The organism is Pseudomonas sp. EA_65y_Pfl2_P78 (assembly GCF_963970495.1).
In the GTDB taxonomy this organism is placed as follows: domain Bacteria; phylum Pseudomonadota; class Gammaproteobacteria; order Pseudomonadales; family Pseudomonadaceae; genus Aquipseudomonas; species Aquipseudomonas baetica_A.
Genome location: NZ_CAXAON010000029.1, coordinates 60,233 through 75,114, shown reverse-complemented (window position 1 = coordinate 75,114; position 14,882 = coordinate 60,233). Strand labels below are relative to the sequence as shown.

Genomic DNA, 14,882 nt, shown 5'->3' with positions numbered 1-14,882 from the left:
GGTCTGGCCAGACAAGAAACTGGGAGCCGATGGGCACTGTGATGTTGAACCCGGATCGGCAGCAGCAGACCGAGAAAAGAGCGGCATAGTTAGACGGCGACGCGACAACAACCTTGAAAAACGCCGAAACCAGCAAGTAGTACCGACTGGTTTCCTTTTGGTGTTGGGTGATTCAACGCACCGCGCTAACACCATCCAGCGTCGAGAACGAGGTGTCCTTGGCCGTCAGCAGAAAATCGCGCATGTACGGCGCATCGAGCATATCGGCGCGAATCCCGGCGTACAGCGTGGCAAACAAGCCTTTCTCCCCCAGCCGTTTGCCCTTCACGTAACCGCGTGAGCTGTATTCATGCAGCGCCCAGTGCGGCATGCCGCAGACGCCACGGCCGCTGGCGACCAGTTGCATCATCATCACCGTCAGTTCCGAGGTGCGTACCTGCGCCGGTTCGATGTCGGCCGGTTCAAGGAAGCGGGTGAAAATGTCCAGGCGGTCGCGTTCCACCGGGTAGGTAATCAGCGTTTCGGTCAGCAGGTCTTCGGGGACGATGTAGGGTTTGTTCGCCAACGGGTGCTGATTGGCCACCGCGAGCATGGCTTCGTAGGTGAACAGCGGCACGTAGGTGATGCCGGCGATGTCCAGTGGATCAGAGGTCACTACCAGATCCAGATCACCCCGGGCCAGGGCCGGCAGCGGGGCGAAGGAGAAGCCCGAGGCGAGGTCGAGTTCGACTTCCGGCCAGGCGTCGCGGAACTGGTCGATGGTCGGCATCAGCCACTGAAAGCAGCTATGGCATTCGATGGCCATGTGCAGGCGCCCGGCGGTGCCGCCGGCCAGTCGGGCGATGTCGCGTTCGGCGCCGCGCAGCAGCGGCAGGGTGGCGTCGGCCAGTTGCAGCAGGCGCAGACCGGCGCTGGTGAAACGCACCGGTTTGGTCTTGCGCACGAACAATTGCATGCCCATGCGCTCTTCCAGCTCCTTGAACTGGTGGGACAGCGCCGATTGGGTCAGGTGCAAACGGTCGGCGGCATCGACCAGGCTGTCCGCCTCGCGCAATGCGTGCAGGGTTTTGAGGTGACGGATTTCAAGCACCGGCTGGCTCCATGAACAAAACTTGTGATCAACACGAAAAGGTTGAGTTTGTCTCATGTTGGCCTGGCTGTCGACAATGGCGCCATCTTTTACTCATGGAGCACCTTCGACATGGCCGTGGCCCACACCCTTGGTTTTCCGCGCATTGGCGCCGACCGCGAACTGAAAAAAGCCCTCGAAGCCTACTGGAAAGGCGATCTCGATCAGGCCGCGCTGAACCAGGTTGGCCGTGATTTGCGTGCCACTCACTGGCAATTGCAGAAAGCGGCCGGCATCGACTTGCTGCCGGTCGGCGACTTCGCCTGGTACGACCAGGTGCTGACTCACTCGCTGACCTTCGGCGTGATCCCCGAGCGTTTCGACGGCGTGCGCGATGAGCACGGCCAGCCGAGCCTCGACACCCTGTTCGCCATGGCCCGTGGCGCTACCTCGAACTGCTGCGGTAGCGAACACGGCCAAACCCGATATGCCCAAGAGCTGACCAAGTGGTTCGACACCAATTACCACTACCTCGTCCCGGAATTCAGCGCTGATCAACAGTTCAAGCTGAGCTGGGAGCAGTTGTTCGATGAAGTCGAAGAGGCCAAGGCGTTGGGCCACAACGTCAAACCGGTGATCATCGGCCCGTTGACGTATCTGTGGCTGGGCAAGGCCAAAGGTAACGATTTCGACAAACTCGACTTGCTGGAGCGTCTGCTGCCGGTCTACAACCAGATCCTCGTGCGCCTGGCCGAGCAAGGCGTGGAATGGGTGCAGATCGACGAGCCGATCCTCACCCTCGACCTGCCGCAAGCGTGGAAGAGCGCCTTCGAACGCGCCTATCACATCCTTCAGTATTCGCCGTTGAAAAAACTCGTGGCGACCTACTTCAGTGGCCTGCAAGACAACCTTGGTCTGGCTGTCGGCCTGCCAGTACAAGGGCTGCACATTGATGCGGTGCGAGCGCCGGAGCAACTCGGTCAGGTGCTTGATCGCCTGCCGACCTACAAGATTCTTTCGGTGGGCCTGGTCAATGGACGCAACGTCTGGCGCTGTGAACTGGAGCAGGCGCTGGCGCAATTGCAACCGGCGCAGGAGCGTTTCGGCGACAACCTGTGGGTCAGCAGTTCCTGCTCGTTGCTGCACAGCCCGGTGGATGTCGAGCGTGAAGACACGCTCGATCCGGAACTGAAAAACTGGTTGGCGTTTGCCGTACAGAAGTGCAGCGAAATTTCCGTTTTGCGCGATGCGTTGAACGACCCGCAAGCGCCCAAGGTACAAACCGCACTGGCCCAAAGCCGAGCGATTCAGGCAAGCCGTGCGCAATCACCGCGCATTCATAAAACCCAGGTGCAGGCGCGGATCAACGCGATCAATGCCAGCGACAGCCAGCGCCATTCGCCGTTTGCCAAACGCATCGCCAAACAACAGGCGCGCCTGCAATTGCCGACGTTCCCGACCACCACCATCGGCTCGTTCCCGCAGACCGCTTCGATCCGTCTGGCGCGTCAGGCCTTCAAGCAGGGCAAGCTGTCGGCCAACGATTACCACGACGCCATGCGCAGTGAAATTCGCCACGCAGTGCAGGTGCAGGAACGCCTGGGGCTGGATGTGCTGGTGCACGGTGAGGCCGAGCGCAACGACATGGTCGAGTACTTTGCCGAGCAGCTCGACGGTTACCTGTTCACCCGTTTCGGCTGGGTGCAGAGCTACGGTTCGCGCTGTGTGAAACCGGCAGTGATTTACGGCGACCTGAGCCGGCCGCACGCCATGACGGTGGACTGGATCAGCTACGCGCAAAGCCTCACCGACAAAGTCATGAAAGGCATGCTGACCGGTCCCGTGACCATGCTGATGTGGTCGTTCCCGCGTGAAGACGTGTCGCGCAAAGTCCAGGCGCAGCAATTGGCGTTGGCGCTGCGTGATGAAGTGGTGGATCTGGAAAACGCCGGGATCAAGATCGTGCAGATCGACGAAGCGGCGTTCCGCGAAGGCCTGCCGTTACGCCGCGCGCAATGGCAGGAATACCTCGACTGGGCGGTTGAGGCGTTCCGCTTGACGGCTTCGGGCGTCAAGGACGAAACGCAGATCCACACCCACATGTGTTACAGCGAATTCAATGACGTGATCAAAGCGATTGCCGACATGGACGCCGACGTCATCACCCTCGAGACCTCGCGCTCGGACATGGAACTGCTCGAAGCCTTCGAGGCGTTTGATTACCCCAATGACATTGGCCCGGGTGTCTACGACATCCACTCGCCACGGGTGCCGGACACCGCCGAGATGGTCAAGTTGATGAGCAAAGCGGTGCAGCGGATTCCGGCCGAACGGTTGTGGGTCAACCCCGACTGCGGCTTGAAGACCCGGGCGTGGCCGGAGACCGAAGCGGCACTGGTGAACATGGTGGCGGCGGCGCGGCAGTTGCGCACCCGGCTGGCGTAAGCGCTGGGGGTGATCGAAAGCCTGCGTGGCGAGAGAGTCGATCTCTCGCCACAGGCGTCCCTTGCCACCGCGTCAGTTAACGTCTGGCAGCATCAAAAAGTAATCGAGGATGGCCGATCCCCTGCCAATCTGCCCGGCAGGCAGGTCGGGGTTTTCGGCGCGGGTGACAAAGCGGTGTTCGGGCAGTTTCAAATGCGCTTTTTCGAAATCCCTGAACGGCACGCCCGGCCTTCGATAGTGAAAGTGGGCGTACCAAAGCAATTGTGCTGGGTCCAGCGATATGTCCCAGATCTCGTACTCCTGCATATGATCTGGTTTGTTCGGGGTTTTGGTGAGGTTCTGCAGGGGGCTGACCCTGCGGATCTCCACGACGTCGTGATCGATAAGATCCTGCAACATGCCATCGGTAGGCTGCTGGCTGGTCAATGATCGCTGGGTGCGTATGGATCGGCCGGTGACAATCAATTCGTCGGCCTTGTTGCGCAGTTGCTCAATGATCGGGTGCTGTGCCGACCTGGCCTGAATCAGGTTGGCGCGTTGATTCAACTCGCCGGCCTGACTGACCATCATGTGTTCCAGGTCGACGGGAAGCATGCCCAGATCGGCATTGCTTTCAACCGTGGCCCGGTAGGCTGCCTGGGCGTCCAGACGCCGTTGCGCATCGCTTACAAGGACGGCGAGCGCCACCTGTGGCGGTGTGGGGGGCGCAATGTTTTGCGGGTTCGTCAGACGGATTCTGCCGTCGGCGCCTTGTTCCCAGATTTCCTTGTATCCCCCGCGCCCGGTGAACACGTACTGGCGTGCCTGGGTCACCGGATGCCATTGCTCAACGCCATAAAGCACCTGATTGTCGGCGGTGGTGAAGACCCGCTGCACTACCTGCCCTGTGCGCCTTGGTGCAGGGGGATCAATGATGCCCCGGCGGGCACGGTCGCCCAAACGCTCGATTCCGCTCAGCAGCGGTTCAACCACATCCAGGTGGAAGTGTTGCGGATAGTTGGTGGTCCAGATCGTCATCTCGAGACGAAACCGGGAATACAGGTTGAGGCAATTTTGCAGAATCTGGTTGCGTTCGGCCTGTGACGCAATGACGTTAGGCAGGTTGTGCTGCGTGTACAAAGCCAGGTCAACATCGTCGCGAAGTTCGCGTGCCTGGGCCAACAGGTAGAACCACGACAAATCATCCGTGCTGCCATAGTTCTTGACCATTTCCAGTCGATGGGCGGTTTTCAGATACAGCAGGTTGGTATCGCTGTGGTTGGTATTGAGCTCCTCGACCAAGTGCGTCATGTTTTGTTTGTCCGCTCTGACGCGGATGCGGTCATACCAGAGGTTGACTTGCCCCCTGAGTGCCTCCATCTGCTCCAGCCATTGCACCATCTGTACACGCAACGTGCGGGTTTCTTCCAGCATCATCAACCGCTGGTGGAGCGTATCGGGCAGTAGATCGTCCATCGCATCACTCAGCACTTTGATTCTTTCTGACAAGGCTTTGGCTCTGTGTGAAAGGTGCAACGCGCGGCGCCTGTGCCGGTCAGTGATCAACCATGCGGTCTTGCTCTGCATTTCGATCAGGGTTCGTTTCTTGTTGCCATGGGTCAGTGGCATCAGGTCAACCAGTGTCTGATAGCGTTTGCTCGCCAACTGGATATCGCCGACACAGGCGGCTTCGACAGCCGGTTGCAGGACCGCTCGATCCGCCAGCGAGGCGCTAGCGTATTTATTGATCAAGGCATCGCTTATCTCTCCCCGGGCCTGGAGTTGGTCGGCGAGGTCGTCAACCGCCTGCGTCAATTGATGGTGTCGGCGAAATGTACGGCTGGCCCACCATTGCGGCAGTCGTTGTCGAATGGGGTCCGGCCAGTGCGGATCAAGTGCATCGGCCAGATATCCGACGACGTTGCCGCCGCCGAGCATGCCGCCTTCCAGGGTGGTGCCATACACGCCGAACCAGGTATCCCACTGGCCGGTTTCGTCCAGGGCGATGGGCTGTTTGTAGGTTTTTTGCGAGGTGCCACGCAATCGCCAATTGCGTGAATCGGTGCTGGGCTGAACTTCATAAATCCGCCCCTGACGCACGATGAAGTCACCGTCGGCGTGGCGGTAAACGCCGCGATAAAGGCCGCTGGTCCCCGGCTCCAGCCCGGCCAGGGAAATCGGACGTTGATACTCGTAGCCGGCAAAACGGGCGATCAAGTGGCGGGCCTGGCGCTGCGAAGGCATGTGCATCGCCGTCGCCGAGGTCGCCAGTGCTCGGGCCTGGCGTGCCCGCACCAATGAGCGAACCCCGCGCGAGACTCCCGAAAACACCATTTCACCGGGCAACAGATCCATGGCAGCGTCAATCAATGACACCAGTACCGACTCGATTTCGGCCAGGCCGTCACCCACGTCTGCGCGCAAAAAAGCCGCCACGGCCTGATTAGCCGCCGTCCAGGCATCGTAGAGCGCCAGGGCGGTGCCGATGAAAGGCAGCATGCCCAGGGCCATTTTGATGTAGTTGAATGCTCGCGGCCCTTTCAGGGCATAACGCTCCATGTACAACGCATCGTTGGAGCGAGAGGTCGAACGATGGGCTTCGATCAATCGGCCCATGTGCGCATCGAGCAGGTGGGCGGCAAACGAAGTCGTGGCCGGCCAGCGCACGCCGACGCCGATGATGGCGTCAAAACGCTTGAGCACGGCCTGCGCAATCGGCCTTCATGTGCCCGCACGGTGCCTTGCAATGCCCGGCCGGCCAGATAAGAGGTCCACTTGTCTGTCTGACACAGCGTGTACAGGCCCAGGCGGGCCGCTTCCAGGTTGTCGTAACGGCGCAGGAATCGCTCATCGGGGCTGTCGGGCAGATACAGCAAGGTCGTGCCGCTGACTTGCTCTTCAATAAAAGTCACCCCGGACAATGTGGCCGGGCCCTCGTTGTGCGTGTCCTTGCCACCCGCGCTCAGATAGGCCGGGCGGATCACCACACGTTTGTTATCGGCATGCCAGGCCTCAGCGGTGTTGGCGTCGATGGCAATTTTCAGAATCTGCAACTCGTCCAGGCTGATCTGCTTCTGCAGATGGGCGAATTCACCTTGCAGTCTGAGCATGACCTGCCAGGGCTCGATCAGGCATTCGCGGCGATGTTCGCGCACATAAGCGGACTCATCCACCGACCCTGTGAAGGTATCGCGAATGAGTTTTTCATAGGCGTTGGGCAGATCCAGTTCCGGAATGACACGTTTGAGGTACGCAAAGGTAATGCCGTCCTCCAGCGTCTGGCGTTCGGTGGCATCGGTGGCGGTGATTTCGGTCTGGACGAAATTCAAACGCAACGAAAGCGGTTCGAGTTGCATGGACGGGGTGTTGTCGATGTTGAGCTGAGCAAACTCCACCAGGGTCATTTTGCTGCGGGCGGTACTGGGCACCATCACCAGTTCATAACCGGAATGTCCCGGGGCGGGCTTGAAGCGTTTTTCGTATTTCACAGACTCGGGCAGGTCGAGCGTCACCTCGAAATCGCCCTTGATCGAAAAATCATCGCCCAGTCGCTTCAGCAAATGTTTGCGGGTGAATTCGTCTCGCGATTCCAGCGCCAGCGCCAGTTGTTTATGGCTGCGGTGCATCGCCGAAATAAAGCGCTGGATCAGGTCCTTGAGTGTGCCCCGGTCTGTCTCGGACAGATGCTTGAGCCAGCCTGGCAGACGGGTGGCGAGCGTGTCGCTGCGATCCTGCTCCAGCACATGAGCGAAGGTCAGGTTGCGCGCGGCATTGACCGGCACCTGCAAGGCGGCGAGGGTGCGTTTACGCAGGATTTCCAGCTCGTCGTCGTGTTCGCTGCGGCCACGCAGTGCGCTGGCGTTCGACTCGAACTCACTGATCTGCGCATCAAGGCTCAAGTGCAGCGGATCGGTGTCGATCCGGTTCAACAGCAGTGTCAGTTCGGGGTCCTTTTCCTGGATCTTGAAGACCTCGCGTTCCAGTTCGCGGCGATTGGCAAAGCGTTGCAAGCCGCCGCCACTGCCGGGCCAGTAAAGCAACACACTGCCTGTCGAGTCTGCGTCGAGAAGCGCGGCTTGCCGCATCACAACAAGCGGGCCCTTGAGTGTTTCGGTCTGCGTGGTGGCGGTCGGGTCAGACGTTTGAGTCATTGTCAGGGTCAGGCTGGCAACCGTGAGCTCAGCGTCGCGCTCGGCTGCGAGGGGCGTGTCCAGAATCGCCTTGAGCAGATTGTGCTCAGCGCTATCGAGTTGACCCAGTGCCAATTGCACTGTTGCCTCGGCGTGCAAGCCGTCCTTGTGCGCCTGATGAATCTGATTGAACGCTGTATTGAACGTGCTCAGGTCCTGTGGTCGCGCTCGATACAGCAGGGCCGTCGCGGCCGTGTCGCAGGTTTTTTCTGCTGCTTCCAAGGCTTTGAGTGCGTCTTTGCACGCTTGCTGACGATGTCCCCTGCCGTCGTTTTCAAGCAATGCGTCGAGTGCGTCGCGCGCTCGTTTGAGCGACGCCTGTCGCACCGACAACGGGATTGCTGCGCGCAGGCTGCCGAACAGCGATTGTTCGTCGGTTTCGATATCGAGTTGTGCGGGCACCGGGTTTGGCGGCAACGCCACGATGATCGCTTTGCTGCGCTGGCTATCGAGCAGGTCTGCCTGAACAAGCGAGTGTGCGCCATGCTCCATCAGCCCGGGCTTGCCGTGGTTGGCGTTGCGTAACGCGCTGATTTGAGCCTGTGGGCGATCGGCAAACAGGTCGCTTGAGCCCGTGATCATTGGATCGGCAGCGGCGCTGTAGACAAAGCGCAGGTCCTTGGTCGGCAAACCGGTCGGGACAAGCGCCTGGCCGCTCAGCCAGTCTTCCATGACTTGGCGTGTGCTGAAGGCCTGGATGGCAACGGGGTGGGAGGGCAGATACAGCAAAGGGCTGGCCTTGGCCGGATCGCCCACGCTGATGACCCACGCGCCTTTGAGTTTGACTTTGCTGTTATTGCTCAGCAGCAGTGCCAGTTGTTCCGTATGGATAGGCTGACCGTCCAGTGTCAGTACCCCGGTGCGGGTGTCGATGATCTGTTGCAACGGTTTGAGTTGTTCTACGGTCAGGGTCCTGCGGGCGAATGCCACCTGGGCAGTGGCTTCGAAGTGATCGCGGTAAAGCTGAATTGCCCGCTCGCGTCGAGTCACCGGGGTGCCGCGCGCCCGCGCGTCCCAAAAACTCAACCAACGAGCCTGGTGTGCCTGTTCGGTGCTCATGGCTTTGAGCTGTTCAAGCATTTGCAGCGGCTTCAAGGTGGCCAGCGGATGAGCCACAGGCACGCCGGTCACCCGGCTGTACCGATCGACCGACGCCTCCAGTGTCGGGTGTTGCACAACAAAAGCACAGGCATCGGTGAGGCAGACAAAACGCTCTGGCTGGTTATCCGTGGCGGTCGAGCGCAGGCCGGCTTGCTCGCCATCAAGATCCAGTTGTTGGCGCAACAGTTCATTGATCGAGTCGCGCAGTGCTGGCGTCGCGGCAACCAATTCGCGCAAACCCTGGCTGCTTTCGCGCCAGCGGGCCGTGGCCTGCAGCAACAGGCTGTCATCAAGATGTCTGGGCAATGGGGCGGCGGGTGGCAGCGCCAGCGGTGGTGGGTAAGGCAGATCGGGGAAAAGGCTATCGGGCATGGCGGCATATCTCGCAATGGGAGCGGCGGTTCCACTCCTTGAGCAAGCCATTTAAAAGGGATCGCGAAGCACCATGGCGGTAGATAGTTATGGCATTGACGACCGCTCGGCACTCTTCATCAAACTGTCATCGAACTGTGGCAGCGCGCTTGTACAAACTTCATCAGACTCGCGCTCTACTGGGGTTCTGCGTTTCGGTGTTTTTCATGTACAAGGTGTTTCTATCAGTCGCGGCCATGTTGGCCGCGCTTTTGTTCGGTTTACCGGCATCTGCGGCGTCGCGTTGTGACGTGAATGTGCCGACCGAGCGGGTTGATCTGGCGCAGGTAAGCCTTGCTTACCAGAGCATCGGTCGTGCCTCGGACCCGGCGCTGTTGCTGGTGATGGGCCTGGGCGGGCAATTGATCCATTGGCCGGATGAGGTGGTGGTTGCGCTGTGTCAGCAGGGCTTTCGAGTCATCCGCTATGACAACCGCGATGTCGGCTTGTCTACCTGGCGGCAGGCACCGGCGGAGGCCAACCTGACCTTTGAAGTGCTGCGCTACAAACTCGGTCTGCCGGTGGCGGCGCCCTACAGCCTGACCGACATGGCCGAGGATTCACTGGGTTTGATGGATGCGCTGCACATCGAGCAATTCCATGTGCTGGGCGCGAGCATGGGCGGGATGATCGCCCAGCACATCGCCGCCATGGCGCCGCAGCGGGTGGAAAGCCTGACGCTGATCATGACCAGCTCCGGCGCCGAAGGTTTGCCGGCGCCGAGTGCGGCATTGGTGCAACTGTTGTCACGGCGCAGCGCACCGAACCGTGAAGTGGCACTGGAACAACAGGCGGATTTGCTGGCGGCGCTGGGCAGCCCTTCGGTCACCGATGATCGGCAGGCGTTGTTGCATCAGGCGGCGGTGTCCTACGACCGGGCGTTCAATCCCGAAGGCGTGAAGCGGCAGATCATGGCGATCCTGGCCGAGCCGAGCCGGGTGGCGCTGCTCAATCAACTGCGCGTGCCAACGCTGGTGGTGCATGGCACGGCTGATCCGTTGTTGCCGGTGATGCACGGCGTGCACCTGGCGGCGCATATTCGTGGCAGCCAGTTGAAACTCATTCCGGGATTGGCCCACCGTTTTCAGGAGGCGTTCAAGGCGCCGTTGCTGGCGGCGGTGTTGCCGTATCTGCAGGCGCATCGTGAGGACACGTCGCATTGGGCGCAGATCGAACCGGTGGCGGCGGGGAATCTGTTGTAGCTGAGGTTTGGCGGGGCCCCCTCCGGTAGCAAGCTCCCTCCCAAAGGGGAACGCATTGCCAATGTGGGAGGGGACTTGCTCCCGAAGGGGCCAGCACTGTCGCCGCAAGACCGGACAGGTGTATCGTCTGGGTTTTGCGGCGCGAGGTGGCTCATGAATTCCACTCTGAAAATCGATTTTGTCAGCGACGTGTCCTGCCCATGGTGCGTCGTCGGTCTGTATGGCTTGTTGCAGGCGCTGGAAATCCTGCGCAACGAAGTGCAGGCCGAGATTCATTTTCAGCCGTTCGAACTGAACCCGAAAATGAGCCCAGAAGGCCAGAACATCGCCGAGCATATCCAGGAAAAATACGGATCGACCCCGGAGCAGTCGCAGAAAAATCGCGAAGCCATCCGTGCCCGTGGCGCTGAGCTGGGGTTTGCCTTTCGCACCGATGGCAACAGCCGGATCTACAACACCTTCGATGCCCACCGCTTGCTGCATTGGGCGGGGCTGGAGGGGTTGCAGTTGCCGTTGAAGGAGGCGTTGTTCAAGGCGTATTTCACCGATGGCGGAAATCCGTCGGATCACGCGCAATTGGCGCAGATCGCCGAAGACGTCGGGCTGGATCGGCAACGCGCCGAGGCGATTCTGGCGGCGGACGAGTTTGCCGGGCCGGTGCGCGAAGAAGAGCAGGTATGGCTGCAGCGCGGGGTGAGTTCGGTGCCAACCGTTGTGTTCAACGGTCAGTACGCGGTGACGGGCGGGCAGCCGGTGGAGACCTTTGTCGGGGCGATCCGGCAGATCATGGCCGAGTCCAAGGGTGGCACCGTCAACTGACGAGCTACGAGCCCCTCACTGAAGACCTCTCCCGCAGGGAGAGGGGCTGACAGGCTTTGATCTTAACTGTGAAGACGCACCCAAACGGTCACCAACACCGTCGCCGCCATCAACCACGCCACCGCCGCGACCGCCAGCGAAGCCTCCAGGCGCATTCGATCGACCATCACATACAACGTCGCCAGATATACGAAGTATGGAATGATCGACCACATGCCGAACACGATCGTGGTCTTGAGGTCATCGATTGATCGCCCCTTGCCGACGATATAGTGCGCGATCAAGGCGAACGTCGGAAAAAGCGGCACCAGGCCGGCGATGTAATAGTTTCGGGTCTTGGCCAGCGCCGCCAGAATCACGACAACGGCAGCGCCGAGTGCCGCTTTCAGTAGCAGATCCATCAGTGGCTCAACCCATACTTTTTCACTTTGTCGAACAGCGTGGTCTTGGCCATTCCCAGTTCCAGGCTGGCCTGGGTCAGGTTGCCGCCACTGCGCAGCAAGGCGTCGTTGAGCAGGTTGCGTTCGAAGGCTTCCACCGCTTCGGCGAATGTCAGCCCCTGGCTACCGCTGCTGGCGCCGGACTTCTTGAAGGCCGGCAAGCCGAGGGCGAAGCGTTCGGCGACGTTACGCAGTTCACGCACGTTACCCGGCCAGTCGTGGCTCATCAGGTTCGACAGGGTCTGGTTGTCCAGTTCCGGCAGGGCACGGTCGAAACGCAGGGCTGACTGCTGGGTGAAGTGTTCGAACAGTTGCAGAATGTCTTCGCGGCGTTCGCGCAGTGGCGGCAACTCCAGGGTCACTACGTTGAGGCGGTAATACAGGTCGCTGCGGAATTCGCCGGCCTTGCTCGATTCATCGAGGTCGGACTTGGTTGCCGCAATCACCCGGCAATCCACCGCCACGCTCTGGTTCGAACCGAGGCGTTCGAGGGTGCGTTCCTGCAATACGCGCAGCAGTTTGATCTGCAACGGCAGCGGCATGCTTTCCACTTCATCGAGAAACAACGTGCCGCCGTCAGCGTGTTCGATCTTGCCGATGCGGCGTTTGCCGGCGCCGGTGAAGGCGTTGGCCTCGTGGCCGAAGATCTCGCTTTCAAAAAGGTTTTCCGGCAGACCGCCGCAGTTCAATGCGACGAACTGCTTGCTGTGACGGCGACTGAAATCGTGCAGGCAACGGGCAACCAGTTCTTTGCCGGTGCCGGTTTCGCCCTCGATCAGGACGTTGGCCGAAGTGTCGGCGACGTTGGCGATCAGCTCGCGCAGGTTTTGCATGGCTGGCGAACGCCCGATGATCCGCCCTTCAAGGGAATCGCGTTCGGCCAGTTGCCGACGCAGCGACGAGACTTCGCGCGCGAGGCTGCGTTGCTCCAGCGCACGCCGCGCAACGTCCACCAGCCGCTCCGGCGAGAACGGCTTTTCCATAAAGTCGTAGGCGCCTTTCTGCATGGCGCCGACGGCCATGGAGATGTCGCCATGGCCGGTGATCAGCACCACCGGCAGGCTGCGGTCACGCTGCTTGAGACGGGTCAGCAACTCCAGGCCATCGATGCCCGGCAGACGAATGTCGCTGATGACGATCCCGGCGAAGTTGTCGCCGACCCGCTCCAGGGCTTCTTCGGCACTGCCGACGCCGATGCAGGGAATGTCTTCCAGCGTCAGCGCCTGTTGGCAGCCGAGCAGGACATGGGGGTCGTCTTCGACGATCAGCACACTAAGGTCGTGGTTCATATTGGCTCGGCAGGAGTAGGGCTTACCAACGGTAAACTGAGGACGAAGGTGGTGCCACCGCTGGCCGGGTGTTCGACACCCAGATGCCCGCCGGTGGCGGCCGCGAGGCTGGCAGAAAGGGTCAGGCCCAGCCCCAGGCCTTGCTCGCCCGGTTTGGTGGTGAAGAACGGTTCGAACAGATGCTTGCGTACTTGGGCGTCGACACCATGGCCGTTGTCGCGCACCCGCAGGCGATATTTTCCGTTGAACTCGTCACCCTCCAGCCACAGCTTGGGCAGCGGCTGCGCTTGCATGGCGTCGAGGGCGTTGCCGATCAGGTTGACCAGAATCTGTTCGAGACGGGTCTGGTCGATCTGCACCTGCACATCTTTGAACTGCCGATGCAGTAGCAGCGCCGAGCTATCCAGGCGTGCGCCGAGTAATTGCAGGGCCGCCTCCACGGCCTTGCCGAGGCTGGCCTGGCCCTGATTGTCACCACGCCGGGCAAAAGAACGCAGGCTGGCGGTGATCCGGCCCATGCGATCGATCAAGTCATTAATGGTCTTGAGATTGGTACTGGCGACATCGAGTTGACCGCGCTCAAGGAAGCGAACGGTGTTGCCCGACAGCGTGCGCATGGCCGCCAGTGGCTGATTCAATTCGTGCGCGATGCTGGTGGACATCTGGCCGATGGCAGCGAGTTTGCCCGCCTGCACCAGCTCATCCTGAGCCCGGCGCAACGTCTCTTCGGCCTGACGCCGTTCGCGAATCTGGCTCTTGAGGCGATCGTTGCTGGCGCGCAGGTCAGCGGTGCGTTCGGTAATCCGACGCTCCAGTTGATTGTTGGCTTGCTGCAAGGCTTCGCGGGCTGCGAGGCGGGTGGCGATGACCTTGCGCCGCTCGTTCCAGGCGATCAGCAGGAAGGCGACCAAGGCAAACGCGATGGCGACCAGAATGCCCTGATTGATCGCTTCGCGGCGCAGATCCTGAAGCGGCGTGAGCAGTGTGAAATTCCACGGTGTATCGCTTAAGGGGCGGGTCTGTGCCAGATAACTGATGTTTTCGTCATCGGACTGTAATTCACTGTTGGCCGGGAACGTGAGTTTTTCCACGCCTTCGGCCAGGGTTTCCCGGGCCAGCGGTTGCAGTTCGTTGAGCGGAAACCAGTAGTACTGCAGGCTGCGGGCGAGTTTTTCCTTGGTCTCATCGCTCAGCGGTACCACCGATTTGAGCCGTCGGGCCGGATCGCTGGAGAGAATGATGATGCCGTTTTCGTCACTGACAAACGCTTCGAGGCGCGCCCGTTGCCAGCGCTCTTCCATGGCTTCGAGCCTGACTTTGACGACGGCAACGCCGATGATCTTGCCGTGTTCTTCCAGGCCATGGGCCAGGTAATAACCGGGTTCGCCGTTGGTGCTGCCGATCCCGTAGAAGCGTCCGGGTTCGCCACGAACGGCTTTCTGGAAGTAGGCGCGAAAGGACAGGTCTTCACCGAGGTAACTGTCGACATCGCGCCAGTTGCTGGTGGCCAGGACGCGGCCAGTGGTGTCCATAACGTAGATGGCCCGACTGCGACTGCGCCGGTTCAGGCCCTCAAGGTATTGGTTGACCGTTTGCCGATGTTCCGGGGTCGGGTCGGCCAGCAGTTGCGGGACACTGGTTTCCAGTTCCAGCAGGCTGGGCAGGTAGGTGTATTTGCTGATCTCGCTTTCGACTGCTCGGGCGTGCAGTTCTAGCTGACGCTGGCCGTTCTCGCCGAGGCTGCGGATACCGAAGTGTTCACTGGTCCAGAAGCCGATGTAACCCAATCCGATCATCAGGGCGATGACCAGCGGCGGCAGGAACAAATGACGAATCAGACGGGGCTTCACGGCAAGTGATGGCGGCGCGGCGCGATAGAGAGTGGGGTCGCATTTCATCACAGATGCCTTGGGTCAACCACAACACAAATCTCAGGA

The 14,882-nt window shown here is 60.6% G+C and carries 9 protein-coding genes; 3 read left to right on the top strand and 6 right to left on the bottom strand.

What is annotated here, in order from left to right:
• Window positions 1-172: 172 nt before the first annotated feature.
• The gene (gene metR, locus AACY02_RS20450; RefSeq protein WP_339433523.1) at window positions 173-1,090 is read right to left on the bottom strand and encodes a transcriptional regulator MetR; all 918 of its coding nucleotides are present in this window, start codon (window positions 1,088-1,090) and stop codon (window positions 173-175) included.
• Window positions 1,091-1,201: 111 nt separating this feature from the next.
• On the opposite strand from metR, the gene metE reads away from it, so the two are divergent.
• A complete protein-coding gene (metE, locus tag AACY02_RS20445; RefSeq protein ID WP_339433522.1) occupies window positions 1,202-3,514 on the top strand; it encodes a 5-methyltetrahydropteroyltriglutamate--homocysteine S-methyltransferase in 2,313 nt (770 codons plus the stop codon).
• 72 nt (window positions 3,515-3,586) lie between these two features.
• Here the strand turns inward: metE and AACY02_RS20440 are convergent, their stop codons facing one another.
• Window positions 3,587-6,196, bottom strand: coding sequence for a hypothetical protein (locus AACY02_RS20440; protein WP_339433521.1), 2,610 nt, complete (start codon window positions 6,194-6,196; stop codon window positions 3,587-3,589).
• Window positions 6,097-9,156 (bottom strand): dermonecrotic toxin domain-containing protein, encoded by a 3,060-nt coding sequence (locus AACY02_RS20435; protein WP_339433520.1) that lies wholly within the window; start codon window positions 9,154-9,156, stop codon window positions 6,097-6,099. Before AACY02_RS20435 ends, AACY02_RS20440 begins: the two co-directional genes overlap by 100 nt.
• A gap of 206 nt (window positions 9,157-9,362) precedes the next feature.
• Between AACY02_RS20435 and AACY02_RS20430 the strand changes: the two genes are divergently transcribed.
• Window positions 9,363-10,397: an alpha/beta fold hydrolase gene (locus AACY02_RS20430; protein WP_339433519.1), complete on the top strand. Its 1,035-nt coding sequence runs from the start codon at window positions 9,363-9,365 to the stop codon at window positions 10,395-10,397.
• Window positions 10,398-10,550: 153 nt separating this feature from the next.
• Window positions 10,551-11,216 carry a DsbA family oxidoreductase gene (locus AACY02_RS20425; protein WP_339433518.1) on the top strand — a complete coding sequence of 222 codons (666 nt, stop codon included), beginning with the start codon at window positions 10,551-10,553 and terminating at the stop codon, window positions 11,214-11,216.
• Between the two features lie 62 nt (window positions 11,217-11,278).
• Here AACY02_RS20425 and AACY02_RS20420 read toward each other — a convergent pair whose 3' ends face one another.
• From AACY02_RS20420 to AACY02_RS20410, 3 genes are read right to left on the bottom strand one after another with little or no spacing between them, the layout of a single operon-like run.
• Window positions 11,279-11,617 (bottom strand): GlpM family protein, encoded by a 339-nt coding sequence (locus AACY02_RS20420; RefSeq protein ID WP_339433517.1) that lies wholly within the window; start codon window positions 11,615-11,617, stop codon window positions 11,279-11,281.
• On the bottom strand, window positions 11,617-12,945 hold the full coding sequence (locus tag AACY02_RS20415) for a sigma-54-dependent transcriptional regulator (protein ID WP_339433516.1): 1,329 nt from the start codon (window positions 12,943-12,945) through the stop codon (window positions 11,617-11,619). The genes AACY02_RS20420 and AACY02_RS20415 overlap by 1 nt, the downstream gene beginning before the upstream one ends.
• Window positions 12,942-14,843 (bottom strand): sensor histidine kinase, encoded by a 1,902-nt coding sequence (locus tag AACY02_RS20410; protein ID WP_339433515.1) that lies wholly within the window; start codon window positions 14,841-14,843, stop codon window positions 12,942-12,944. The genes AACY02_RS20415 and AACY02_RS20410 overlap by 4 nt, the downstream gene beginning before the upstream one ends.
• Window positions 14,844-14,882 lie beyond the last annotated feature (39 nt).

Bases quoted from the DNA above. Each gene is read 5' to 3' on its own strand.
- metE (WP_339433522.1), top strand. From the start codon at position 1,202: ATGGCCGTGGCCCACACCCTTGGTTTTCCGCGCATTGGCGCCGACCGC.
- AACY02_RS20435 (WP_339433520.1), bottom strand. From the start codon at position 9,156: ATGCCCGATAGCCTTTTCCCCGATCTGCCTTACCCACCACCGCTGGCG.
- AACY02_RS20430 (WP_339433519.1), top strand. From the start codon at position 9,363: ATGTACAAGGTGTTTCTATCAGTCGCGGCCATGTTGGCCGCGCTTTTG.
- AACY02_RS20425 (WP_339433518.1), top strand. From the start codon at position 10,551: ATGAATTCCACTCTGAAAATCGATTTTGTCAGCGACGTGTCCTGCCCA.
- AACY02_RS20420 (WP_339433517.1), bottom strand. From the start codon at position 11,617: ATGGATCTGCTACTGAAAGCGGCACTCGGCGCTGCCGTTGTCGTGATT.
- AACY02_RS20415 (WP_339433516.1), bottom strand. From the start codon at position 12,945: ATGAACCACGACCTTAGTGTGCTGATCGTCGAAGACGACCCCCATGTC.
- AACY02_RS20410 (WP_339433515.1), bottom strand. From the start codon at position 14,843: ATGAAATGCGACCCCACTCTCTATCGCGCCGCGCCGCCATCACTTGCC.